Genomic DNA, 26726 nt, shown 5'->3' on the forward strand with positions numbered 1-26726 from the left:
ACATGGAGGCAAAATTTTCAAATAGAGTAAAAGAGGTTATTTCACTCGCCCGTGAAGAGGCAATCAGGCTTGGGCATGATTACATCGGGACAGAACACCTCATTTTGGGTATGATAAGAGAAGGCGAAGGCATTGCCCTGGACCTTATTATAAAGTGCGGAACAACGCTTGACGATTTGCGAGTAACCATTGAACAAGCAACTCGAAGTACGGTTCGGTCGTCATATACCATCAAAAATAAGCAAGATATTCCGCTTTCACGACAGTGCGAGAAAGTGTTGAGAGTCACTTATTTAGAAGCAAGAATTTTTAAAACTAACCTGGTCGGAACGGAACATTTGTTGATGGCAATCCTCAGAGATGAGGATAATTTGGCCAAGCAAATCCTCGAAAAGTTCCAAATTCATTATGAACTCATTAAAGACATGGTAGAATATCAATCGAATCCGAATATTAAATCGGGACCATCAGACACTGATGATAACGATGATGCAAGAATGTTCGCTGGCGGAGGAAACGCTGGTGGAGGAGCATCTGGCGCAAATAAAAACGCAGAAAAGTCAAAAACACCGGTTTTAGACAATTTTGGTAGAGATTTAACTAAGGTTGCTGAATCGGGAAAACTTGACCCAATCGTTGGACGTGAGAAAGAAATTGAGCGGGTAGCCCAAATTCTTTCTCGTAGAAAGAAAAATAACCCAATCCTTATTGGAGAACCTGGTGTTGGTAAAACTGCTATTGCCGAAGGATTAGCCCTCAGAATTGTTCAGAAAAAAGTATCACGAGTGTTGTTTGGCAAGCGTGTTGTAACGCTCGACTTGGCTTCATTAGTAGCGGGAACAAAATATCGTGGCCAGTTTGAAGAGCGCATGAAGGCGGTAATGAACGAATTGGAGAAAACACCCGATGTAATTCTTTTCATTGATGAACTTCATACAATTGTAGGAGCGGGTGGTGCTTCGGGTTCGTTGGATGCTTCAAATATGTTCAAGCCAGCTTTAGCTCGAGGTGATATTCAAGTTATCGGAGCAACAACTTTGGATGAATACCGTCAGTATATTGAGAAAGATGGTGCGTTGGCTCGTCGTTTCCAAACCGTTATGGTGGATGCCACTTCGATTGAAGAAACGATTGAAATCTTGAATAATATCAAAGATAAATACGAAGATCATCACCACGTTACTTACACACCTGAAGCCATTGAGCAATCTGTAAAGATGTCAGAAAGATATATTTCTGATAGATTCTTGCCAGATAAGGCTATTGACGTAATGGATGAAGTTGGTGCCAGAGTTCACATCATGAATATTTCGGTACCAGAAGATATCGTTCGTTTGGAGGAAGCAATTGAAAATATCAAGAAAGAGAAAAATGCCGTTGTAAAATCGCAGAAATACGAAGAAGCAGCGCAACTCCGTGATCGTGAAAAACGTCTTTTAGACCAATTAGACCGTGCAAAACGTGAGTGGGAAGAAGATACTAAACGTCGTCGTTATACTGTTACTGAAGAAAGTGTTGCTGAAGTAATTGCCCAAATGACGGGTATTCCTGTAAGTCGTGTTGCGGCAACCGAAGGACAAAAATTATTGAATATGAACGAAGAATTGCAAGGAAAAGTAGTTGGTCAAGATGTGCCAATTGCCAAACTTGTTAAAGCAATTCAACGGACACGTGTGGGTTTAAAAGACCCTAAAAAACCAATCGGTTCTTTTATTTTCTTAGGACCTACGGGTGTTGGTAAAACGGAATTGGCGAAAGTTTTAGCGACGTACCTTTTCGATAAAGATGACGCTTTAGTGAGAATTGATATGAGTGAATACATGGAGAAATTCAGTGTTTCTCGTTTGATTGGAGCGCCTCCAGGATACGTGGGTTATGAAGAAGGTGGACAATTGACGGAAAAAATTCGTCGTAAACCTTATGCCGTTGTATTGTTGGATGAAATTGAAAAAGCTCACCCAGATGTTTTCAATATACTCCTTCAAGTGTTGGATGATGGTATTTTAACGGATGGAATGGGTCGCAGAGTCGATTTCAGAAATACGATAATCATCATGACTTCAAATATCGGAGCAAGAGATTTGAAAGATTTTGGATTAGGCATTGGATTCTCTTCAAAATCAAAAGTTGATAATGTCGAGGAAGCCATAAAATCAACAATTCAGAGTGCCTTGAAAAAAGCATTTTCTCCAGAATTTTTAAACCGTTTGGATGATGTAATTGTGTTTAATTCTTTGGAAAGAGAACATTTACACAAAATCATTGATTTGATGTTGAACAAACTTTTCACGAGAATTAGTGCTTTGGGATACAGCGTTGAATTAACGGAAAAAGCCAAAGACTTTATTGCTGAAAAAGGGTATGATTCTCAATACGGTGCAAGACCATTGAATCGTGCCATTCAGAAATATTTGGAAGACCCAGTAGCAGAAGAAATCTTGAAAGGAGATCTTGCCGCAGGTGACATTATCTTGGCAGATTATTCTGGCGAAGGCGAAGAGTTAACAATGTCAAGAATTGTTACAACCGCAGTAACGGAATAATTGATAGTCATAAAAAAACGAAAGGGGCAATAAGCCCCTTTCGTTTTTTTATGACTATCAATAAAAATTTTCTTTTATTAATCGCTATACAATTTTATCACTTGTTAATAAATATTCTACTTTCACCTATTTTAAGATGTTTACATTCATTAACTTCTTATTACAATATTTTTTTTCTAAATTAGGATAAATTTTAGAAAACCAAATTTGATATTTCCACTATAATGAAAAAATATATAATTAATAAAAATTATTTATTTTGGATTAGAATTAGTTTTTTTGAAAGTGCTTCAAACGAAAGCTCAAAAATTATCGGTTACGGGACGCATGATTGATAATAACTTTCCAGTATTAGATTCAATGGAAAAAGCCTGCCTTCCCAAAATGGTTATATTGGAAGATGCATTGTCAATCGAAAATCCATCGCAAATAAAATATAAGAAGAAAGTTGAAATAAGATTATTCCAAGAAGTGAGTGCTTTAAAATTTAATTTATATGTTGATAATAAATTCAAGCAAAAAATCATTATAAAAGTTTTAGATGGTAGTGGGATTACAATTTTTGAAGATGTTCTTTCTGAAAAAGAAAAGTACTAAAGGATGTACGATATAACTTTTTTATCAGTAAAAGACGAATATTATTTTACTGCATTTTACGATAATCAAGATCATTACTTTTTCCCGATTCGTTTAGAATCCAAAGAAATCCTCGAAAAAGTAGCAAAATTGAGCACGGAATATCCCATTGAAAAAGGCAAAAATTAGTTTTTGCCTTTTTTTATGTAGTTCATAAAAGTATCCTCTCTAAAATAAATATCTATGTATCTGATATTCAGTGGAAAAGCCTGCGTTAAGTATCTGTATTTATCTAAACTGAAATTGTATTATACGTAGATTTTTCTTCAAATAATTCTAATTTTTCTGTAACAATTACATACTGCAAAACTCTTTCCGTACCTTTGTATTATGTTATCAATCAATAATCTTTCGTTTTATTTCGGTTCACGTCCCATGTATGATGGGGCGAATTTACACATTAAGCCCAAAGACAAAATCGGTCTTGTGGGGGCAAATGGTACTGGCAAATCCACGCTTCTTCGTATCATTGATGGCGAGTATCTGCCCGATGGTGGAACTATCTCAAAATCAGGTGATTGTTCAATTGGATTCTTAAATCAGGACCTACTTTCTTATCAAAGTGAAGAATCAATTTTGACAGTTGCTATGCAGGCTTTCGAGCGGCAAAACTTCCTTCAAGGTGAAATTGATAAGGTTCTTCATAAAATGGAAACCAACTATGAAGATTCTGATATTGACAAATTAGGACGTTTTCAGGATGAATTTGAAAACTTGGGAGGTTATACTATTCAGTCGGAAGCTGAAACTATTTTAGAAGGCTTGGGCTTCACTACCGAAGAGCTACAACAGCCACTTCATACATTTTCTGGCGGTTGGAGAATGCGAGTAATGTTGGCGAAATTATTGCTCCAAAAACCATCTTTATTGATGCTCGATGAACCTACCAATCACTTGGATTTACCTTCCATTGAATGGGTAGAAAATTATATTAATACGTATGACGGCGCAATTATTGTAGTTTCTCACGATAGATTTTTCTTGGATAATACCGTTAATACGATTGTGGAAGTAACTGGCTCAAAATTGATTTCTTATGCTGGTAATTACGAGTTTTTTGTAGAGGAAAAAGCCCTCAGAAATGAAATTCAAAAGGGAGCTTACGAAAATCAGCAACAAGCAATTAAACAAACTGAGTTATTTATTTCAAGGTTTAAAGCGAAAGCAACTAAGGCCCGTCAAGTACAATCTCGTGTAAAAGCCTTGGAGCGTTTGGATAAAGTTGATGCCGTGGCGGATGATAATGCAAAGGTAAATTTCAAGTTCAATTTTGGAACACAACCTGGACGTTTTATCATGACTTTGGATAAAATTACGAAAGCGTATGGTTCAAAGAAAATATTGACAAATACGGCTGGAATGATTGAAAGAGGCGATAAAATAGCCTTGATTGGTGCCAATGGAAAGGGAAAATCAACGCTTTTGAGAATTATTGACGGCTCAGAACCCATTGATGGTGAAAGAGTATTGGGACATAATGTGATTGACTCATTTTACGCCCAGCATCAATTAGAAAGTTTGGACGTAAATAATACCCTACTTGACGAATTGAAAATGACAGGAACGGGAAAATTAGAAACTGAATTACGGAGTATTTTAGGATGCTTTTTATTCTCGGGTGATGATGCTTTTAAGAAAATCAAGGTGCTTTCGGGAGGTGAAAAATCAAGGGTTGCTTTGGCAAAAGTTTTGATTTCGGAAGCTAATTTTTTATTACTCGATGAGCCTACCAATCACTTGGACATGATGTCGGTGAATATTTTGATTCAGGCATTGCAGCAATATGAAGGTACATTTGTGGTTGTTTCTCACGATAGATTTTTTGTTTCTGAAATAGCCAATAAAATTTGGTACATCGAAAATGAAGAAATAAAAGTTTATCCAGGAACGTATGATGAATACGAAACTTGGCAAGAACAACGCATTTTGAATGGAGAAGTTATCGTTGAAAAAAATCAAAAGAAGGCGACTGAAAAAATAGTTGAAAAAAAGCCAGTAATTAATGATTCTGCCAAGAAAGAAATTCAGAAAAACTTGAAAAGGTTAAATCAAAAAGTGACTGATACTGAAGCAATTATTGCAAAATTGGATGCTGAAAAACTTGCCAAAGAGAATACATTAGCAGATCCTACAATTTTTAATGATTCCGTTGCGTTAAAACGAGAAAACGAAGCCTACCAAAAAATTCTCAATCAACTTGAAGAAGTGAATGATGAATGGGAACAAGTAATGATGGAAATTGAAGAGTTGGAGGGAAGTTTGGTTTAAAATAAACATACTGAATTATTAGACCACGGATAACCCGCAATAGAATTTGGATTAGATTGATTTTTACTGATTTTTAATTCTCCATGTAAATCTGTTCAATCCCAATTCCATTGCGGGTCATCCGTGGTCTATCTTTTGTCGCAAATATCTTATCAATTAAATATGAAAAAATTAATCACCATTTTTTTGTTAATATCAGTCTCCGTTTTTGCTCAGAAGAAAAAAAATAGAGACAATTACGAACCTAAGAAAATCATTTACGACAATCATATTTACGAACCTTACATTCGGACGGTTCAATTGTATCCAATCTTAAATTCTGGAAAAACCCCGCAAGCTTCGCTCAATCCTCCCGTTGTAAAACTGCAAGATAATCAACCATTGATGTTGGAATTTGATTGCATAAACCTTGACTATCAATTTTTTAGGGTTAAAGTTTTTCATTGCAATGCCGACTGGAAACCGTCTGTTTTGAACGAAATTGAATATTTGCCTGAATATAATGACTTCCCAATTAATGATTATAAGAATTCATTTGCGACTAAAATTCAATACAATCATTTCAATTTTGAGTTGCCACCCGTCAAATTATCTGGAAATTATATCGTAATGGTTTATAAGAATCGGAATGAAGATGATATTGTTTTGACCCGTAAATTTATGGTGTATGATAATCGGGTGAGTGTTGGTGGAAAAACAAGTTACCCAAATAATGCACAAAAAAGGATGACTCATCAGCAAGTAAATTTTGGTATTAACTACAATAATTACGAAATAATAGACCCAAAGCAGGATTTAAAAGTAATGATTCGTCAAAATTTTAGAGATGATAAAATGACAAAACCGCTGATTCCTTTTCTGGTAGATAGTTATAATAAAAAATTGGATTATCAGTTTTTTGATGGAGAAAACCAATTTGAGGGAGGCAACGAATTTAGAATGTTTGACGGAAGAAGTACCCAACAAAAATTGGTAAATATTTCAAAAGTCTTTCAAGGTGAGAAGGAAAGTGTAATTGAGATTTTTCCCGAAAAATCTCAAAATAAAATGGCTTACGTTTCCGTAAATGATTTCGATGGACAATTTGTTATTGATAATTACGAAACAAATCGGGGCGAAACGGAGTCGGATTATGTGCGAGTAAGCTTTTTTCTAAAATCTGATTCTTTGGAAAATAAAAAGGTTTATGTAAATGGAGCGTTTCATAATTGGCTATTGGACGAAACGAATCTAATGCACTATGTGGTTGAAAATCAGGCGTATGAAGTGTTTATTCAATTAAAACAAGGAATTTATAACTACAATTATCTTACAGTTGATAATCAAGGGCATAAAAGTGAATCTGACTTTGAAAATACACATTCACAAACTGAAAATGCTTACGAAATACTTGTGTATCATCGCCCCATTGGTTCAAGGGCGGATGCTTTAGTAGGTTATTCTCTGATAAAATCGCTTTGAGCAACAAGCTTTTATCAGTGAGTTTTGGACGGTAATTATTTTGCTCATTGTGCACTGCTCAAAGCTGTTTTGTTAATGATTCGTTAAACTATTTAGATAAAACAAGAAGTTTTTGTAAATTTCGTTCATTAACCATTACTAAATATTTCCAAAAATGAAACGAGTATTTTTTCTTTTAACGATCTCTACTTTACTACAAGGCTGTTTTGGAACGTATCCACAGGGTTCAGGTGGTTATGACGGTTCAAATACCGGCAACTCTGGCGGTAATAAAACGCCAAATGGTGGCGACCGCCCTCAGACTTATCCTCAACAAACGCCATCGAATTATCCGAGCAATTCTCAAACAGGAAATGGACGTTCTGCGGATGATAATCTTAAAGTTGGAAATATTCGATTGACAGATCAATATACAATTTTATATTTGACGTTTACTAATACCAATACGCCTAAAACTGGCAAGGATAAGAATGGTAGAACGATAACCGATGATGGCAGTCAATACATTGCTTTTCAACAAAATGCCGTTTTGATAGCAGCAAACGGTGCAAGAACTTTCAAAGCAATTAAGACTGATAACATTCCTTTTTTAAATGATAATCAAGCCATCAACATTTCTAAATATGGACGAAGATTAAATTCGGGCGAATCATTGAATTTTGTTGCGTACTTTGAACGATTGGATAAAGGCTTGGAAAATTTTGACATGAATGAGTGTAATTCTGACAATTATATTTGTTGGAACATGTACGATTTATACGTAAAAAATCCGGCAGATGTGTATAACCAACCAATGCCTCAATCAACGCCAATTCCTGCTCCAACAAATACTGATAATACTTCGAAAACCCCGACAAAATCAAGAACTAAATCGGGCAAAGTGGGTGAAGTAGATAATACGCCTCCGCCAGCCCCAGTGGTAACGACGGTGTTGGTATCAGGAATTGTGAGAGATGCAAAGACCAATCGACCAATTAGTGCCACGATTGATTATAAATTGTCAAGTTCTAAGCAAGAAATTGATTCTGTACAAAGTTTTGCCAGTACTGGAATTTACAGAATGAGTTTACAAAAAGGACAGGTTTATACGTATGCTGCTTCAGCGAGAGGATATTTAGTTTCAAACGATGTAATTGATTTGAGCAAAGCAATAGGAAAAGTAACAAAAGATATTTATTTAACTCCCTTGGCGGTAGGCGATAAAATTACCCTTAAAAATATCTATTTTGAGGTATCAAAGTCAGATTTATTGGCCGCTTCTTTTGCTGAATTAAATAAATTAGTAACCATGATGGAAGATAACCCAATGATGGAAATTCGTCTGGAAGGCCACACGGATATTGTGGGTGATCCAGAAGCTAATTTAGAACTTTCTCAAGATCGTGTGGATGCCTGTGAAACTTACTTGGTAAAAAAAGGCATTCCATCGGCTCGCATTCAAGCAGTTGGCTATGGTGACACTCGTCCGATTGTGAAAAAAGGAACTGATGAAGAACGTAAGGTGAATAGGAGAGTGGAGTTCGTGGTTTTGAAACTTTAAATAGTGAGAAGGTATTAGGTATGAATTATGAAGTAAAAAGCTCAAAATAAAATCAAAAATGGGAACTTGATTCGTCAAGTTCCCATTTTTGATACCTCATACCTCATACCTCATACCTCATACCTCATACCTAAAAATTACACATTAAATCTAAAGTGCATGATATCACCATCAATTACGGTGTATTCTTTACCTTCAACGGATAATTTTCCAGCTTCTTTACAAGCATTTTCAGATTTATATTGTTGATAATCAGCAAATCTGATAACTTCTGCTCGAATAAAACCTCTTTCGAAATCTGAGTGAATTACGCCCGCTGCGGCAGGAGCTTTCCAACCTTTTTGAATGGTCCAAGCACGAACTTCTTTCACACCTGCGGTGAAATAAGTTATTAAATTCAATAAACTATAAGAGCCACGCACCAATTTATCCAAGCCAGATTCAGTTAAATTATATTCTTCCAAAAACATTTGACGGTCGTCAGCATCTTCCATTTCTGCAATCTGAGCCTCCAATGCTGCACAAATCACAATTACTTCCGCACCTTCTTCTGCCACGTTTTTGCGTAATTGTTCAACGTAATCATTTGTACCCACTGCAATTGATTTTTCATCCACATTGGCTACGTAAATGACAGGTTTGTCGGTTAATAATAAAATATCACCGATGGCTTCAAATTTAGCTTCAGGATCAATTCCTTGTACCGTTCTGGCCGATTTGCCCGCTTCTAAAGTTGATTTGTATTGTTGTAAAACAGCTAAGGTTGCCTTTGATTTTGCATCGCCATTTTTTGCGGCTCTTTCAATTTTCTGGATTTTTTTATCCACTGATTCTAAATCCTTCAATTGAAGTTCAAAATCAATAATTTCCTTGTCAGAAACAGGATTAACCCGACCTTCAACGTGAATAATATTATCGTCTTCAAAACAACGGACCACGTGAAGAATTGCATCAACCTCACGAATATTCGCTAAGAATTTGTTGCCCAAACCTGCTCCTTGCGAAGCTCCTTTCACTAAACCAGCAATATCCACAAATTCAATAACTGTTGGTAGCACACGCTGTGGCTTTACGAGTTCTTCCAAAATGTTTAATCTTTGGTCAGGAACTGTTACGATACCAACGTTTGGTTCAATCGTACAGAAAGGATAATTGGCAACTTCTGCCTTATTTGAAGATATTGCACTAAATAATGTCGATTTTCCAACGTTTGGTAAACCTACGATGCCTACTTGTAAGCCCATTTATTTTAATTTTATTTAATTCTTGAAATGAAAAAGAACGCAAAATTACTAAAAATACCGCAAAAAAGCCTCTGAAATTTCAGAGGCTTCAAAAATCATTGCTTTTTATGGATTATTCCCACTTTAAATCACTGCCAAAACTACTGCTACTATCTCCTCTTTCTTCTTCCTCACGGTCAAATTGAGCGAAATCTACATCTGGTAATAATTCATTTTTAACGTGGTCAACGGCTTCTTGAAGCCCTTCCATAAACTTTCCGAAATCTTCCTTGTATAAAAACATCTTGTGTTTTTCATAACCAAAACCATCATCTTTCTGATAACGGCGACTTTCGGTAATCGTGATGTAATAATCGTTCGAGCGAGTTGACTTTACATCAAAAAAATACGTTCGTTTTCCAGCTCTGATTCGTTTCGAAAACAATTCTTCTCTGTCTCTTTCTTCCACTTTGAAATGATAATTTAGGGTTTATGATTTCGTAAAAATAGGAATATTATCAGTTTTTACAAAATTATCTTGAAAAATTATATGTGGTATTTTTCTTAGAATATTTATGAATTGTCTGTTATTTGGATTTGAACGATAAATTGTTTCGATTTTGGTGATGAAAACGATTATAAGTTACCCACTAAGCATAGACAATATATATGTAAGTAACACAGATTTGAAAAGTTGCCTTTATGTTAAATTATATTTTGAAGTTGATAAATTCTATTCAAATCTGTGTTTGAGTGGGTTTATATTTAAAATCTATATGATATTAAATGCTATCCCAAACCTATCGCCCAAGGTTTTTAAATCATTCATTACAGGCTCTAAAAGATTAATTCCATTGGCTTTACGTTCCGCTTCGATCTCTCTTTCTGGGTCGCCTGGCACTAATACTTTTTGTCCGTCAATGGCTGGGGCGGCATGAAAACGGTCAATCCAGCGATCCATATCTGCTTTGAAATCAGTGGCAGGTCTAAAACCATCAATGCGCATTGCTCCTAAAAAGTGTCCTGTACCTTTGCCCACTTGTTCGCCTGCGTTCATAAATCCAGCTGTGGCAAATGGAGGAACCCAAGGCCCAAAATTTGCCCCAGACAATACGCCAGAAAATATATCTACAATCGCACCAAGTCCGTATCCTTTGTGCGAACCATGTTCACGGTCACCGCCGAGTGGGAGCAAAGCACCGCCATTTTTAACCGCATTTGAATCGTCAGTGGCATTGCCATCTTTATCTTGAACCCAGCCAATGGGCGCAGGAGAGCCTTTTCTTTGTAAAATTTCCATCTTTCCGTATGCTACCGCTGTACTGGCAAAATCTGCCACAAAAGGCGGATTTTTTTCTGCGGGAACGGCAACCGCAATTGGGTTTGTTCCCAATAATTTTTCTTTTGAGAAAGTCGGCGTAACTAAAGGAGCTGCATTCGTCATTGCCCAACCGATCATGTCATTTTTCAAGGCCATCATCGCATGAAAGCCAGCAATACCGAAGTGATTAGAGTTTTGAACGGAAACCCATCCTGAACCAACATTATTCGCTTTTTGCATCGCAACATTCATCGCAAACGGTGCTACAACTAAGCCTAAACCCTTATCTCCATCAATAACAGCGGTAGAAGGGGTTTCGTGAATAATTTTAATTTGTGGATTTGGATTTAACCGACCATTGTCAAAAAGTCTAACATACCCGCTTAAACGGGCAGTTCCGTGAGAGTCCACACCTCGCAAATCCGCTGAGATCAAAACCTCTGAAGCTAAGGTTGCATCTGCCGCTGGACACCCAATGGCTAAAAAAACTTTTCGGATAAATTCTTGTAAATAGCTATATTCGTAAATCATAAGTACTTTTTTGAAAATTTAAATGACAAATTTACCTCCAAGAACTTCCACTTTAAAGTCTGGATTGAGGTTTTATGATAAATTTTATTGATTAAAAACTCCAATATAAAGAATTAATTCGTCTGTAAAACGTTTATTTCTTGCACATTAATCTTTATATAAATGCTTTATAACATTTTTATTTCAATTAGTCGCTCTGTTCTTATCAGTAGTACATTACTACTTTTAGGATTTAGTTCTCATGCTCAAATTTCAACAAAAAATGTCAAAAAAACTACAGGTATGGGTAGAGATACCCTTTTTGTGAGTATTTCCAATAATGAAAAAATAGACGTTAAACGTACTATTATGGGCAATACTAAAAAAAATGTTGGCAAAAAAATCGTGGAATTCAGGTCTTATAAAATTGAATTTAAGAATCCTAAAAATGTGGCTTTGAAAATGAAAGTTCAAGATTTAATTCCGACTTCAAAAGATGGTCAGGTAGAATTAGAAATTTTGGAAAGTTCTGATGCTGAAATTGATTTTGCTCGTGGGCGTTTGGCTTGGAATTTTCGACTGAAACCCAGTGAAAAAAAGGTTTTAGAAGTAAAATATAATGTAACTTATCCTAAAAATAAAAATATCCTTGGTATCGAAAATGTCCTCCAACTTCAAGCGAATATCCGCAAAACTCTTTAGTTTTTTTGTTAAAGGTTTACTTTTACTGGCACCCGTGTACGTAACGGGCTACATTATTTTCAACCTTCTTGATTCCTTAGACAGTCAGTTTTTTGTGCAATACCGAGGTACGGGTTTAATCGTTTTGATTGGTATAATCATGATTGTTGGATTCTTGGGTTCAACCTTTATATCTGTACCCGTTGTCCAAATTTTTGAGGAAGCAATTGTTAGAATTCCTCTGGTTGGAATTATTTATTCTTCTTTAAAAGACCTCGTAGGAGCATTTGTAGGTGATAAAAAGAAATTCAATCAACCGGTAACTTTTTTTCTGAATAAAGAAAATGGTATTCAGAAAATAGGTTTTTTAACGCAAGAAGACCTCCAATTTTTAGAAATTAAAGATTCAATCATGGTCTATTGTCCACATTCGTATGCTTTTTCTGGAGAACTTTATATTGTGCCTTCTTTAAACGTAACTCCTTTGAATTTACCCGCTTCTGACGTGATGAAAATGATTATTTCGGGAGGAGTTTCATTGAGTCAGGAAACTAAAAACTAAATAATTTTATGAGCTATTGGCTATTAATTCCCCTTGCCCTTGCCATCTTGGCAATTCGTGACATCTTACAAAATCGTCACACCATTCAGCATAATTTTCCAGTAATTGGACATTTACGATATATGCTTGAAAAGATTGGCCCTGAAATTCGCCAATATCTTGTGGCAAATAATCGAGAAGAGTTACCTTTCAATCGTGGCGAAAGAGCATGGGTTTATGCCTCAGCCAAACAAGAAAATAACCTTCAAGGCTTTGGTTCTGACCAAGACTTTAATTCGGTGGGATATATCTTTATTAAACACGCCATGTTGGGACATCAATTGCCACCCAATCACCCGAATAAAACTGACCTAAGTGCAGTGCCATGTGCCAAAACAATTGGCGAATTTCACAAGAGAAAACGTCCTTTTAAACCCTATTCTGTCGTTAATATTTCGGGAATGAGTTTTGGTTCTTTATCCGCAAAAGCCGTTGAATCGTTAAATAAGGGTGCTTTAAAGTTTGGTTGCTACCACAATACGGGCGAAGGTTCGTTGTCGCCTTATCACAAATATGGGTCGGATGTTATTGTGAATATTGGAACGGCTTACTTTGGTGTTCGAGACGATGAAGGGAATTTTTCGATGGAAAAACTTGTCAAAATGACGACTGAAAATCCTTTCGTTAGAGCGTTAGAATTGAAACTTTCACAAGGAGCAAAACCAGGGAAAGGTGGAATGTTGCCTGCCGCAAAAATCACCCAAGAAATTGCCGATATTCGTCATATTCCGATGGGAAAAGATGCCATTTCTCCCGCTTTTCACTCTATGTTTTCAACGATTCCAGAAATGGTACATTTCATAGAAGACATGGCTAAGAATACGGGAATTCCAGTGGGCATAAAATCTGCTGTTGGCAAAACGGAATTGTGGGAAGAATTGGCTCAATATATGGCTAAAACTGGAAAAGGACCCGATTTTATTACCATTGACGGAGGAGAGGGTGGAACTGGAGCGGCTCCGCACGCATTTGCCGACCATGTGTCATTGCCTTTCAATTATGGATTTACTAAAATCTATAAAATATTTCAGAAATATGATTTAACAAATAGAGTCGTTTTCATCGGTTCGGGGAAATTAGGCTTTCCGGAAAAGGCAATGATGGCATTTGCGATGGGTTGTGATTTAGTAAATGTAGGCCGTGAAGCCATGCTGTCAATTGGCTGTATTCAAGCACAAATATGTCATACCAATCGTTGTCCTTCGGGCGTGGCAACTTCAGATAAATGGCTTCAATCGGGCATTGACCCTGCTTTGAAAAGTGAGCGTTTTTATAATTATGTAAAAAATATTAACAAAGAAATCCTCGAAATATCCCACGCATGTGGGTATGAACACCCTTGCCAGATGACAATGCAAGACGTGGATATGGTGATGGGTGATAACAACAAAACGCATTCATTGGCAACTACTTTTGGGTATAATAAAACACCAGTTGATTTTAAAGGTGTAGAAAAATTGTTGAATAGTCCATATTTGGGCGGAGGAAAAGCAAAATGACAACAAAAAAGTTCCTCAAATTCAAAATTGAGGAACTTTCTGTTAATTATTTACACCATTAGCCTTCAATCGAATTGCCTCTAATTCACGACAATTGATGTGGCATTCACCCTGTTGATTTAATACGTACCGATTATTGTCTTTGTCTAACACTACATATTCCTTGGATGTATCCAAATATTTTATTTCTTTGAAGACAAATGGGATAATTTTCGCATTAAATTTATTTATTAAACCCATTTGATTTACACCTTTTGAAGCAATCGCAAATCCATTTTTGAATGAATCCAAGGTTTCATAGTCTGGTGAAACTTGTACTTTCCCTCTTTGGTCGAGATAACCATATTTACCATTATCATGTTGCACTAAATAATAGCCTTCGGATGCCATGGGAGCTGTTTTGAACTGACATTTTGCTAAGTATTTTCCAGTGGTATCAAGTGTTCCCCAAAGTCCATTTAAGCGTACAAAGAAGAACTGATTCTTACTTACCGCCTGAACAAAATCAAAAGGTTCGGGCGTAATAACTTTGAAGTCTTCCCCACGAATAAGCATAGATTTTGCGTATTTGTGTTTATCTTCATTCTTAAAAGCACGAACAACTATGCAATTATGAACCATCGAATCGGTTACTGAATAATTAATTTTGCCCGCATCAGGATATTTTGTAATTGGTAAAATTACAGTACTGCCATTTACATCAATTACCTTGTCTGCTTTGCAGGTTCCTATTTTTTTGCCTTTTTCATCAAGGTTACAACTGACAATTTCCTTTACTACTAAAAGTCCTTTTTTGTTGATTTTACCAACTGATTCATATTCGAACGGAATCACTTCAACACCTTTTAAATTAATAAAACCGTGCTTAATGCCTTTGCCAGCAATCTCTTTACTCGCAGGAACTAAATCAAATTCCCCAATTGCACCGATGGTATTAAATTGTGGTTCGAGAATCGTTTTTAAATCTTTATCTATTAAACCAAATAAATTATTTTCACCTTGAATAATTCCCAATCCTCTGGGGTCGAAATCGCTAATTTGTTTGTACGCTTTACTGACTCTGAAGTCATTAATATTAATCAACTGTTGTTTAGCTTCGCCAATACCTTTCACAAATCCATAGCTATCAACATCCGTAATTAGATTAAATTCTGGTTTCCAAAGTATTTCACCATGCGCATTAATTAGACCTACTTTTTTATTGAAATAAACTTTAAATAAATTGTCTCTGCCTGATGGTTCGATTAAATCAAAATTTGCTTCGGTTACAGCACCTTCGCCAATTTTGAAAACACCCCATTTGGCATTGATTTTTACGGCTAAAGTGCTGCTATTCAACACAATAATTTCATCATAAAGCCCTGAAACAGGTTTGTTAGTTTTGTCAAAATTATTGTCTATCAATCCCATTTGGTTATTTTTGAATTTGACTAAGCTCAATCCTTTGGTTAAAGCTTTTACATCGACAATATTTTGTAATTCTTCACTTTCCATCCCAATATTATCAATAAAAAGCCACCCTACACGCATGACGAGTGCTTTGCCTTCATTGAAATTTTCAGCTTTTTCAAACTGACAAGCGATAATTTCCTCGCCACACAGGTTTAAAAACCCCCAAACGCCATCTTTTTTAATTCTTGCAAAACCTTGTTTGTAATTCTCTATGTAGCCATAGCGAACATTATTGCGAAGTTTTTCTAAAGGAAATGCTAAAATATCTCGGCCATCAAAATCTTTACTTTGCGTAAGTCCAACGCCCGACTTATTGTTGAAACAAGTTACTGCATTTGCATTTTTAGTAGGGTCGTTAGAAACATTTTTTGGCATTTCAGTAACGATTTTTATAGCCTCAGTTTGAGCAGGAATATCTTCAGGGGTAAATTTTAGGATTTTGACAGGCTCGCTTTTAGTTTCTAAAGAAGCTAATTGTGCGGATGAAAAGGCATTGGCATTTCCTAAATATGCCAGCAATCCCATTGCTAAACATAGTTGTTTCATAATTTTTATGGATTTTTTTCGTAAGGGAATAATACCCTAATAAACTTTATTCATTTTCGTCCCAAGACAAAAAAGGCATCTGAATATAGTAAAAGGATTATAATTTGCCTGAAAATTTCACTGACGGGATGAATTTTGGCGTAAAAATAAGCGATGGCGGGAGCTTAAAATGAGTGACGACTTTGCAATTTCAAAAATAATTGAAAGGTGCATAAAAACCTAATTTAATAGGTGCTTTTGTGATGAGAGCCTAATTTGAGCCACTATATGTCAACCCAATCGTGGTATTGGTCTGTGAATTTTGGATGCCAACCATGTTAAAATTCTCATAAGTATTTTCAAATGAAGCTAAAATTGAAATGTTTTTTCCGACTTTATATGAAAATTGAGAAGAGGAATTCCAACGATAATAATTGTCCGTTAAGGAGGGTTGAAGAAAAATTACACTTTGAAAAAGCATTTTATTAGGAATGATGTCATATTTTACTCTAACTCTTGTAGAATTTCGATATACATAACGGTCTTGTTTTATCTCAAAATCAGTTACTTCATGCACAATGGCGTTCGTGATACTTAATTTCAACTTTGATTTTGGTGTTTTTTTGCCGCCTAAAATTTTCCAACCAATACCCAATCCAACATTATATCGAGTTGCAATTTTACGGAGATTGCTTTGTTCAAAAGCGCCAAAAATTAATCCATAAACATCATGCTGGGCATAAAAGAGCGTTGAATTCAAGTCAAGAAATATTTCTCTCTCTTGTAAAACATCAGAATTTGTTCCATACTGGAATTTTGGAGCGGTGAAAAAACCTAAGATAGATTTAGGATTCTCGTGACTTAAAGTTGTTCGTAGGTTTAATAATTGACGGTTGACATTTCCAGAACTTGCCGTCCCATCCAAGCCAATGCTATAAAACCAGCTCGGTAACATAATGAGATTATCAGTAGATTGAAATTCGGTATTACCCTGAGTTGTATCCACATTAGCAATCGCTTGTGTGTTTGAAGGAATTGGAATTTGCGTACTGTCAGGTGTCTGTGCTGAAACATTTACAAGCGAAAGTAAGGAAAATAGAAAGAAAAGGAAGTTTTTTTTCATGATAAAAATATAAAAAGTGGAGGGACAAAGATACGAGATAAAAAATCGTTGCAAAATAACTATGTTTAAATATATAGAATAATTATTATTCAAGTATCTGACTATCAATTAAATAAGAATAGATAATTGTTCTAAGACCTAATCTCCAATCCCTAAATCCTACTCCCCAATTTTGCCGTCTTCCAACGTTACCGTAAATTTGATTTTCAAAATATTTCCCAACCAACGAAATAAAATTTAATCAATGGCATTATTACAGAATAAAATCGTTTTAGTAACGGGTGCTTCTCGTGGAATCGGGCGTGCAATCGCCTTCAAAATGGCTCAGGAAGGAGCAAGTGTTGCTTTTACGTATCTTTCATCAGTAGAAAAAGGGGAGGCACTCGAAGCTGAACTTTCAGCTTTGGGCGTAAAAGCAAAAGGCTACCGCTCAGATGCTTCTGATTATAAACAAGCAGAGGAATTAATGAACTCGGTTATTGCAGATTTTGGCACAATAGATGTATTAATAAACAATGCGGGTATCACCAAAGACGGTTTGTTAATGCGTATGTCGGAAGAACAATGGGACTCTGTAATTCAAGTAAATTTGAAATCAGTTTTCAATTTGACCAAAGCTGCAATTAAGCCAATGATGAAAGCAAAATCAGGCTCAATCATCAATTTAACCTCAGTTGTTGGTATTCGTGGAAATGCTGGACAAGCAAATTATGCGGCTTCAAAGGCTGGAATTATCGGTTTTACTAAATCGGTAGCTTTAGAATTAGGTTCAAGAAATATACGTTCAAATGCCATTGCTCCAGGTTTTATACTAACCGAAATGACGGGCGAATTAAACGCATCTGCAACCGAAGAATGGACAAAATCTATTCCTTTAAAACGAGGTGGACAACCCGAAGAAGTGGCAGATGCTTGTGTTTTCTTAGCCTCAGATATGTCAAAATACATCACGGGACAAGTGCTTCAAGTGGATGGTGGAATGCTCACATAAAATAGAATTAGTTAATGGGGATTAGATAATTATGGATTGGGGATTAGGAAATAATCCGCTGATTTTATTTTCCTAATCCCCAGTTTCCTAATCCCTAATTACCTAAATTATGAAATTCGATTTTCTTTTTCAAACCTCACCTTGGTTTATCCCTCTTTGTTTATTGGCTGGTGGATTGTATGCTTTTGTTTTGTATCAAAAAAATGCAAATTGGAGCAAGACCCAAAACCTTCTGATGAGTGCCTTTCGGTTCTTGTCGGTTAGTTTGTTGTGCCTGCTGCTTTTGAATTTTTTGATACGTCAAGTCACGCAAATCATTCAGAAAAAAACGGTTGTTTTGGCAATTGATAATTCACAATCTATGAATGTTTCTGGACAGAAAAATTTGTCGGATTTGACCGTGAATCTCAATAAATTAAAACAAGATTTAGCCGAACAAGAATTCAATATTGCCTTCGCATCATTGAATGACGAAACGAATCAAAACCTTGAAGGAATTAAATTTGACAAGAAAACGACCAATTTGTCGGGTTTGCTTTCGGGTGTAAAAAATGCCTACGAAGGTGAAAACTTAACGGATGTAGTGTTGTTTACTGACGGTATTGCCAATCAAGGAATTTCACTTGCTTCAGAGAATTTTAATTTTGCCGTTCATACCGTTGGTTTGGGCGATACTATTCCCAAAAAAGACATTGCTGTTAAGTCCGTTTATGCGAACAAAGTTGCTTATTTGGGTAATAAATTTCCAGTGCAAGCGGATGTGTCAGCTTTTGGTTTTTCTGGAAAAAGTGCAAATGTGTATTTGAAACAAGGAGAAAAAATACTTGATAAACAGAATTTAGTTTTCAAGCAAAATGATGAAGTAAAAACGGTTTCCTTTAACACGACTGCCACGCAAATTGGCGTACAACATTTGGTCGTTGAGGTAGATGTTTTGGGTGGTGAATTTTCGAGTCGAAATAATCACCAAGATATTTATGTGGAAGTAATTGATGGAAAGGAAAAGATTTTGTTACTCGCACTTTCGCCTCATCCAGATATTAAAGCCCTTAAAAGTATCATTGAAAAGAATGAAAATTATGAATTAGACATTAAAATCTTGACGGAAAATCCAAATCCTGACGTTCAGTCAAAATCGTATGATTTATTGATTCTTCATCAATTACCCGATTATTTTAATTCTTACGCCAATATTTTCAAACCCATTATCGACAAAGGCACGCCCACGATGTTTGTCTTAGGAAATCAATCTGGGACCACTTATTTGAATCAGCTTAATCAAGTGATGCAAATAAACTCGCAAGCGGGGCAAAGTGATAAGGTGACGGGGACGTACAATCAAACATTCAAATCTTTGAATTTTGATGCGGAGAAAATGCAATTAATCAATAAATTCCCCCAAATTTCAGTACCGTTTGGCGAGTTTAAATTATTGCCAAATTCAGAAGTTTTATTGTATCAAAAAGTAGGTTCTGTGCAAACCCAAAAGCCACTTTTTGTGGTGAATACAGGAGCAAAAAAATCAGCTATTTTTACAGGAGAAGGACTTTGGTCTTGGCGTTTGGAAGAATATCAACTCACTGAAAAACAGGAAGTTGTGGATGATTTAGTCTTGAAGGTTTTACAATTTATTTCAGCCAAAGATGATAAAAGAAAACTAAGAGTTTATCCAATTAATACAGAATTTTTGTTGGGTGAAAAAGTGATTTTTGAAACGGAGATTTACAATGCGATTTATGAGAAATTGTATAATTTACCCATCAAATTAGAAGTAAAAGATGAGAAAGGCGTAGCTCGTAATTTTGGTTACGCAACCACACCCGATAATTCAAAATTTGAAATCAGTTCATTGCCTGCGGGAGTGTATCGCTACCGTGCAGGTACCACAGTTTTGGGCAAATCAGAATTATCAACGGGTGAATTTGTGATTAGAGATATTCAATTAGAAAATTTAAATCTCACGGCAGATTTTGATGTTTTGCGACAACTTTCTGCTAAAACAGGCGGGAAGTTTTTTAAGAATAATCAATTTGAGAATATTAAACAAACCATTTTAAACCACAAAGTACCAGAGAAAATTGATGCTACAGAAGACTTAAAAGAAATCATAAATCTACGCTGGATTTTCTTTTTGATATTGAGTCTTTTGACGGTGGAATGGGTAATGCGGAAGTATTTGGGAGGGTATTGATTTTAACAGACAAAAAACATGAACATAGGAGACAGAGTACGCCTCATGCGAGGAAAAGAAGAGGGAATCGTTACCAAATTATTAGGCAACAATATCATTGAAATAGAGATTGAGGACGGTTTTACGATACCCGTAAAAGCGAATGAAGTGGTGATAATCAATGCTTTGGAGCAAAAAATATTTAATCCAACACCGGCTTCACGCATTGAACCACAAGCGACGGACAGAAGACAACCTGTCAACGAGATTCTCTCGAATCGTGGGGTTTATATGGCTTTTATACCAGTCAATGATCGTGAACTTTCACAACATCTTATCAACAATACGGATTGGGATTTGCCGTTTATGCTCTCGTCGGGTTCAGACCCGCATCATAAAGGCTTGGCTTCGGGCGTATTGAAACCAAAAACTTCCATTAAAGTCCAAAGCCTTTTGATTAAGGATTTTGACGAATGGGGAACGTTTGTTTTTCAAGCATTTTTCTTCCGATTGGCATTCATGAAACTGCCAGAACCTTTGATTAAACGATTGAGATTTAGGGTAAATACCTTCTTCAAAAATCAATCAAAAGCACCTTTATTGAATGTTGATGCTCATCTGTTTCAGATGGATGCGGAGGATTCGGTTACACCTGTAAACTTGAAACTTGACCCCGCAAAAATTATTGAGCAAATGTTTGAAAAGCAGGCGCCCGAACCAATGATTTTGCCATCAAAGCCTTCATTAACCATTGATTTGCATATTGAAGTCCTGACAAAAGATGCTTGGGCGATGTCAAATACAGAAATGCTAACCTTACAAATGGGAACGTTTGAAAGACAATTTGAAGCCGCCATTGCCAATGGAATGGACGAAATTATCTTCATTCACGGCGTAGGAAATGGTGTTTTGCGTGATGCCATTCACAAGCGTTTGTCGGGTAATAAAAATGTGCAATATTTTGAAGATGCTCAGAAAGAGAAGTTTGGGTATGGCGCTACTAAAGTAAAAATTAAATAATAAAATGAAACAGACCATAATATTAACAATAACAGCCCTAATCCTCCAAAGCTGTGCCAGTTCAAGTACATCATCAAGTGGAGGAACAGCAACCACCGTAACCCAATCAAATCCAGAAGGCCCAAAGGAATCGTACCTTTATAAAGGAAAACAAGTGGAAAAAAATATTTCGACCATTGGAATTCCCTTTGAAATTTCGATGGCTGACGTTGAACGTCAAATCAATGCGAATATCAAAGATTTAGTTTTTGAGGATAATAGCATGGATGATAATAATTACGACAACTTCATGTGTAAAGTTTACAAACGTGATAATATTGTCGTAACTACGCAGAATGAAGCTTTTACGTTTAATGTTCCTTTGAGAGTTTGGGCGAAAGTGGGCTATAAAGTGATGGGAATGAGTATTCCTCCGCAAGAATTGAATTTTGAATTTAATGTAAAATTTGGTTCGAAATTTTCCATTGCGCCAAACTGGGAAGCACACGTTCAAAGTTTTCCGATTGGGTATGATTGGATAAAAAAACCAACGGTTCGATTGGCAGGTTTTGATATTTCGGTCGCTGGATTAGTAGAAAGAGCGCTTAACTCAAAGCAAGATGCGATTTTGAAATCTTTAGACGATGCGGTTCGTAAGAATGTTGAAATCAAAAAATACATCATTCAGGCTTGGAATACTGCCATGCAACCGTATTTGCTTTCTGAAAAATATCGTACTTGGTTGAAAATTACACCCACAGAATTGCAAATGACGCCGCTGACTTCGGTGAATAACAAAGTAAAAGCAACGATTGGCATTAAAGCGATTACCGAGACGGTTACGGGAGCAAAACCTACTTATTTACCCGTCATTACGGTACCCGATTTAAAGATAGTTTCTTCCATTCCAGATGATTTTCAAGTAGGAATTATGGCTGAAATTCCCTTGAGTGAAGCCGCAAAATTGACCGGTGATACCTTGATTGGACAAAATTTTTCTTTCAAAGATGGAAAATATAATGTGCAAGTAACGGACATAGATATTTATGGAGATGACGAGAAAATGGTGATCAAATCTGGCTTGAAAGGGAATATTAACGGTAAAATTTATTTCAAAGGTACGCCCGCTTATGACCCAATCAAGAAAACGGTTTACTTGGATAATTTTGATTATGACCTTAAAACCAAGAACTTTTTAATCGGTGCTGCCAATTGGTTATTTCAAGGCGTTTTTGCTAAGAATATGAAAGAATCTCTGACTTTCAATATTGGTGGACAAATTGATGACATGAAAAAACAAATGCAAGCCAATTTGAATAAACAAGTTTCAAAAGGCGTTACCCTCAATGGAAATGTGCTTGACTTAACGCCAGACAAAGTTTATTTAACGCCTAATTCCATTATTTGTGTGATTAATGCGAAAGGAAAATTGGATATAAAAATTGATGGACTTTGATAAATTCTAAATAAAAAACCAAAACGGCTCTAAGGAAATCCCCAAAGCCGTTTTGGTAAAAATAAGTCTATAAGCCGCATTCTGTCAGTCATTTAATTATTAGTTATTGGTTATGAGGAATTAGCTATTGGAAAATTTAATTCCCCAAATCGACTAATAACGACTAACCAATAACTAATAACCAACAACTGTCTTATCATTTATCTCGACGTACCGTCACCGATACGCTCTATCAACCTACCCACTGACATCAGACGAGCAGCCCCTTTTCAATTAATAATTATCAATTAATAGTTAACAGTTTTCACTATTAATTTTTAACTTTTCATTATTAATTGTCTCGTCAGCCTATTTGGTCTTTCAACTCATGAGGTTTACATACGCCCTCGCTGTCACCATCGAGGCGGTAGGCTCTTACTCTACCTTTTCACCCTTACCCTTTCGGGCGGTAATTTTCTGTTGCACTTGCTGTTACGAATTCGTCACCAAACCCGTACCTTCCCGTTAGGAAGCATGATACTCTACGTTGTGCGGACTTTCCTCCCCCGAATAAACGAAGGCGATAAGACGACCTATTTTCATCGTAAAGTTAATGAATGAAAAACGAGTAATTGGCTAATCCGCATTAGTTTTTTAAATTATTTGAAATAACGTCTTGCCAACTCCTTATAATTCACTATCTTTGCACTCCAATTTACAAATACCATAACCGAAGGACGGGTTCCTTCATTAAAACGTAAATAACAGATGGCTGTTAAAATTAGATTAGCACGTCGTGGACGTAAAAAATTAGCAATGTATGATATCGTCGTTGCTGACGCAAGAGCTCCACGTGATGGTAAATTCATCGAAAAAATCGGTACTTACAATCCAAATACAAATCCTGCATCAATCAATTTGAATGAAGCAACGGCTTTAAAATGGATTCTGAACGGTGCTCAACCAACAGATACAACTCGTGCAATACTTTCGTACAAAGGAGTATTGTTGAAAAAACATCTACAAGTAGGTGTTAATAAAGGAGCAATATCTCAAGAAATTGCAGATAACAAATTTGCTGATTGGAAAACATCGAAAGATGCCAAAATCACAGGTAAATCAGATGGCTTAACTGCTACAAAAGATGCTGATAAAGCAGCTCGTATGGCAAGAGAAGTTGAAATTAACACCGCTCGTGCAGCAGCAATTGCGAAAAGAAATGTAGTTGAAGAACCAGTTGCTGAAGTAGAAGAAGTTGTTGAAGAAGCTCCAGTTGCAGAAGTTGAAACTGCTGTTGAAGAATCAGCACCAGTGGCAGAGGTTACTCCAGAAGCACCAGTTGCAGAGTAGTTTTTCAAGAAATAATTTAAGGAATGATACAAAACGCTGAAATGTTGTTTTGTATCATTTTTTTTTGAACCTTCGCCACAAAGGCACTAAGACCCCAAGATTAATTCGAACTATTTTAGTATTAATATTCTGAGGGACTTGGTATTTTGGTGGCAAATATATATCAGATAATGACAAAAGAAACTTGTTTTGAGTTAGGAAAAATTACAAAGACACACGGTCTGAAAGGTGAAGTTGTGCTTTGGCTTGACGTTGATTTTCCTGAAGATTATGAAGATTTAGAAAGCGTTTTTCTGGAAGAACGGGGCGAATTGATTCCATATTTTATTGAAACATACCGTTTATCTGGCAATCGTGCTATCGTAAAATTTGAAGAAGTTGATACTTTTGAGAAGGCCGAAGCCATGATAAATCTTCAAGCATTTTTGCCTTTAGAAGAATTGCCAGAATTAGAAAAAGACCAATTTTATTACCACGAAATTATTGATTATCAAGTGGTTGATAAAAATTTAGGGGAGTTAGGAAAAGTTTTAACAGTCCACTCTATGCAAGCCCAAGATTTAATGGTGATGGAATACAAAGGCAAAGAAGTTTTAATTCCTGTTATTTCAGAAATTGTTTTAAATGCGGATAAAGAAGCTAAAATATTGAATGTAAATCTTCCCGATGGTTTGTTGGAGGTTTATATGGAAGATTAATAAAATGAGGATAGACATCATTTCGGTAGTACCAAAATTAATGGAAAGTTTCTTTGGACATTCCATTTTGAAACGTGGACAAGAGGCTGGTCATGCCGAGGTAGTTCTGCATGATTTGCGGGATTATACCACCACAAAAAGTCGTCAAGTGGATGATTATGCTTTTGGCGGTGGGGCAGGAATGGTGATGCTTGCCGAGCCAATTGCCCGATGTATTCGTCATTTGCAAAGCGAACGAGCATATGATGAAGTGATTTATATGACCCCGGATGGGGAGACTTTTAATCAGCAAATGGCCAATAATTTGTCGCTGGGAGGAAATTTAATTTTTCTCTGCGGACATTACAAAGGAGTTGACCAAAGAGTTAGAGATTTATTCATTACCAAGGAAATTTCAATTGGTGATTATGTACTTTCAGGGGGAGAATTGGCGGCGGCTGTGTGTGCCGATGCCATTATTCGGTTAATTCCAGGGGTTTTGAATGATGAAACTTCTGCCTTGACAGATTCTTTTCAAGACAATTTGTTAGCACCACCTGTTTACACCCGTCCTGCTGAATTTGAAGGAGTGGGCATTCCAGAAATATTATTATCGGGTCACGAAGCCAAAATAAATGATTGGCGTTTTGAACAATCACTGGAAAGAACCAGGGTAAGAAGACCTGATTTATTATTGAAGTCGGGACTGATGTAGATCAATATCAATCAATTAAAAGATAAGTTTAGCTATTGTGGATAATTACTCCTTAAATCAATGGTTATATTCAAAACAAATATTTCAAATATTTGTTTTTTTTTCAAACAAATTTGCTATATTGCACTCCCAATTCAGTAGAAAAGAATTGTTATATTGAATTAAAAGAAGATTAGTTGATGAAGATTAGTTGATATTATGTTGTGGGATTTGTGTAGTGAATGCGTAAACATAATTCAATATTTATTAGAAAAAACAAAGTAAGGATTATAATTCGGAAAGCTCGACGTTAATAACGTTGGGCTTTTTTGTGTTAAAATATTTGGGGCATTTTTTTTGAATAACTTTTTTTTATTTTAATGAACATCGTTTTGCAAAAAAAAGTTAGAATATTGGTTCAAATATCGCTATTGATGGTTCGTGCACCATTGCGGGGGTAAATAGTGCTTTAAGAAAAGAATTTTCTAATTTTCCCGTGGGAATTTAGGAAGAACCTGCTGGTTCTTGCAAGAAGACTTCGGTTCAGCTGCCAGCGTCAGATTAGGAATTAGTTGCCCCAAAATCGACGAAGAACCAAATGTGTCCGCATTTTTCACGTAACAGCAAATATAATGATGATGTAGGATTCATTCCAGTGCCAATTGATTGTAAAGCAAATATCTGTTTCTATTTATTATCAAAAAGGTTTCAAAATAAGAAAAGTTAAAATTTTTCAAGACCTCAGTTCATTTTGGATTAATGTCTTTTTTTTTAATATTTTTAAATCACTTGGAGAATCTTTAAGCATTATTTTTTTTAAATGAAAATTATATCATTCAACACAATTTTTCACCCATATTAAATTTTTGGCATAGCTTTTGCAATTAAATTTTTGTAAGACTGTTTCGATGATATGCCAAACAAATTCATTCCCTTTCTTTCCGCCCGATGCAAAGTTTTTTGAAGTTTTAGCTATAATTAACCCTTTAAATTTTACATTCAAAAAACACGCTCGTATTTTCTTACA

At 35.9% G+C, this 26726-nt stretch carries 21 protein-coding genes and 1 other RNA gene; 16 read left to right on the forward strand and 6 right to left on the reverse strand.

Features of this window, described 5'->3' with window-relative positions:
* The first annotated feature begins 2 nt into the window (after positions 1-2).
* From AC1W31_RS00735 to AC1W31_RS00760, 6 genes are all read left to right on the forward strand, one after another.
* On the forward strand, positions 3-2543 hold the full coding sequence (locus AC1W31_RS00735) for an ATP-dependent Clp protease ATP-binding subunit (RefSeq protein ID WP_481732476.1): 2541 nt from the start codon (positions 3-5) through the stop codon (positions 2541-2543).
* Positions 2544-2828: 285 nt separating this feature from the next.
* The gene (locus AC1W31_RS00740) at positions 2829-3140 is read left to right on the forward strand and encodes a hypothetical protein (protein ID WP_481732477.1); all 312 of its coding nucleotides are present in this window, start codon (positions 2829-2831) and stop codon (positions 3138-3140) included.
* 3 nt (positions 3141-3143) lie between these two features.
* On the forward strand, positions 3144-3308 hold the full coding sequence (locus tag AC1W31_RS00745; protein WP_481732478.1) for a hypothetical protein: 165 nt from the start codon (positions 3144-3146) through the stop codon (positions 3306-3308).
* A 246-nt stretch (positions 3309-3554) separates the two neighbouring features.
* Positions 3555-5447, forward strand: coding sequence for an ABC-F family ATP-binding cassette domain-containing protein (locus AC1W31_RS00750; protein WP_481732575.1), 1893 nt, complete (start codon positions 3555-3557; stop codon positions 5445-5447).
* 162 nt (positions 5448-5609) lie between these two features.
* Positions 5610-6908, forward strand: coding sequence for a type IX secretion system plug protein (locus AC1W31_RS00755; protein WP_481732479.1), 1299 nt, complete (start codon positions 5610-5612; stop codon positions 6906-6908).
* A 154-nt stretch (positions 6909-7062) separates the two neighbouring features.
* Entirely contained in the window at positions 7063-8448 is a 1386-nt protein-coding gene (locus tag AC1W31_RS00760; protein WP_481732480.1) for an OmpA family protein, read from the forward strand.
* 137 nt (positions 8449-8585) lie between these two features.
* Here AC1W31_RS00760 and ychF read toward each other — a convergent pair whose 3' ends face one another.
* The 3 genes from ychF to AC1W31_RS00775 all read right to left on the reverse strand — a co-directional run bounded on the left by ychF (position 8586) and on the right by AC1W31_RS00775 (position 11523).
* Positions 8586-9692 carry a redox-regulated ATPase YchF gene (ychF, locus tag AC1W31_RS00765; protein WP_481732481.1) on the reverse strand — a complete coding sequence of 369 codons (1107 nt, stop codon included), beginning with the start codon at positions 9690-9692 and terminating at the stop codon, positions 8586-8588.
* Positions 9693-9804: 112 nt separating this feature from the next.
* Entirely contained in the window at positions 9805-10140 is a 336-nt protein-coding gene (locus tag AC1W31_RS00770) for a DUF3276 family protein (protein ID WP_481732482.1), read from the reverse strand.
* Between the two features lie 303 nt (positions 10141-10443).
* Positions 10444-11523, reverse strand: coding sequence for an Ldh family oxidoreductase (locus tag AC1W31_RS00775; protein ID WP_481732483.1), 1080 nt, complete (start codon positions 11521-11523; stop codon positions 10444-10446).
* A 162-nt stretch (positions 11524-11685) separates the two neighbouring features.
* Here AC1W31_RS00775 and AC1W31_RS00780 point away from each other — a divergent pair, with 162 nt between their 5' ends.
* From AC1W31_RS00780 to AC1W31_RS00790, 3 genes are read left to right on the forward strand one after another with little or no spacing between them, the layout of a single operon-like run.
* Positions 11686-12204: a DUF4139 domain-containing protein gene (locus tag AC1W31_RS00780; RefSeq protein WP_481732484.1), complete on the forward strand. Its 519-nt coding sequence runs from the start codon at positions 11686-11688 to the stop codon at positions 12202-12204.
* The gene (locus AC1W31_RS00785; protein WP_481732485.1) at positions 12164-12745 is read left to right on the forward strand and encodes a DUF502 domain-containing protein; all 582 of its coding nucleotides are present in this window, start codon (positions 12164-12166) and stop codon (positions 12743-12745) included. Before AC1W31_RS00780 ends, AC1W31_RS00785 begins: the two co-directional genes overlap by 41 nt.
* Before the next feature lie 8 nt (positions 12746-12753).
* Positions 12754-14283: an FMN-binding glutamate synthase family protein gene (locus AC1W31_RS00790; protein WP_481732486.1), complete on the forward strand. Its 1530-nt coding sequence runs from the start codon at positions 12754-12756 to the stop codon at positions 14281-14283.
* 42 nt (positions 14284-14325) lie between these two features.
* Here AC1W31_RS00790 and AC1W31_RS00795 read toward each other — a convergent pair whose 3' ends face one another.
* Entirely contained in the window at positions 14326-16281 is a 1956-nt protein-coding gene (locus AC1W31_RS00795; protein ID WP_481732487.1) for a WG repeat-containing protein, read from the reverse strand.
* A gap of 250 nt (positions 16282-16531) precedes the next feature.
* Positions 16532-17383 carry a DUF481 domain-containing protein gene (locus AC1W31_RS00800; protein ID WP_481732488.1) on the reverse strand — a complete coding sequence of 284 codons (852 nt, stop codon included), beginning with the start codon at positions 17381-17383 and terminating at the stop codon, positions 16532-16534.
* Between the two features lie 244 nt (positions 17384-17627).
* Between AC1W31_RS00800 and fabG the strand changes: the two genes are divergently transcribed.
* The 4 genes from fabG to AC1W31_RS00820 all read left to right on the forward strand — a co-directional run bounded on the left by fabG (position 17628) and on the right by AC1W31_RS00820 (position 22999).
* Positions 17628-18374 carry a 3-oxoacyl-[acyl-carrier-protein] reductase gene (gene fabG, locus AC1W31_RS00805; protein WP_481732489.1) on the forward strand — a complete coding sequence of 249 codons (747 nt, stop codon included), beginning with the start codon at positions 17628-17630 and terminating at the stop codon, positions 18372-18374.
* A 109-nt stretch (positions 18375-18483) separates the two neighbouring features.
* Positions 18484-20565, forward strand: a complete 2082-nt coding sequence (locus AC1W31_RS00810; protein ID WP_481732490.1) for a VWA domain-containing protein — start codon at positions 18484-18486, stop codon at positions 20563-20565.
* An 18-nt stretch (positions 20566-20583) separates the two neighbouring features.
* Positions 20584-21564: a Smr/MutS family protein gene (locus tag AC1W31_RS00815; RefSeq protein WP_481732491.1), complete on the forward strand. Its 981-nt coding sequence runs from the start codon at positions 20584-20586 to the stop codon at positions 21562-21564.
* A 4-nt stretch (positions 21565-21568) separates the two neighbouring features.
* Positions 21569-22999 (forward strand): DUF4403 family protein, encoded by a 1431-nt coding sequence (locus tag AC1W31_RS00820; protein WP_481732492.1) that lies wholly within the window; start codon positions 21569-21571, stop codon positions 22997-22999.
* A 54-nt stretch (positions 23000-23053) separates the two neighbouring features.
* Here the strand turns inward: AC1W31_RS00820 and rnpB are convergent.
* Positions 23054-23578: RNase P RNA component class A (rnpB, locus tag AC1W31_RS00825), an RNA gene on the reverse strand.
* A gap of 168 nt (positions 23579-23746) precedes the next feature.
* Here rnpB and AC1W31_RS00830 point away from each other — a divergent pair.
* The 3 genes from AC1W31_RS00830 (at position 23747) to trmD (ending at position 25720) form a co-directional block, all read left to right on the forward strand.
* Positions 23747-24328 carry a 30S ribosomal protein S16 gene (locus AC1W31_RS00830; protein ID WP_481732493.1) on the forward strand — a complete coding sequence of 194 codons (582 nt, stop codon included), beginning with the start codon at positions 23747-23749 and terminating at the stop codon, positions 24326-24328.
* Between the two features lie 170 nt (positions 24329-24498).
* Positions 24499-25026: a ribosome maturation factor RimM gene (rimM, locus tag AC1W31_RS00835; RefSeq protein ID WP_481732494.1), complete on the forward strand. Its 528-nt coding sequence runs from the start codon at positions 24499-24501 to the stop codon at positions 25024-25026.
* A gap of 4 nt (positions 25027-25030) precedes the next feature.
* On the forward strand, positions 25031-25720 hold the full coding sequence (trmD, locus tag AC1W31_RS00840) for a tRNA (guanosine(37)-N1)-methyltransferase TrmD (protein WP_481732495.1): 690 nt from the start codon (positions 25031-25033) through the stop codon (positions 25718-25720).
* The last annotated feature ends 1006 nt before the right edge of the window (positions 25721-26726 follow it).

The organism is Arcicella sp. (assembly GCF_964672035.1).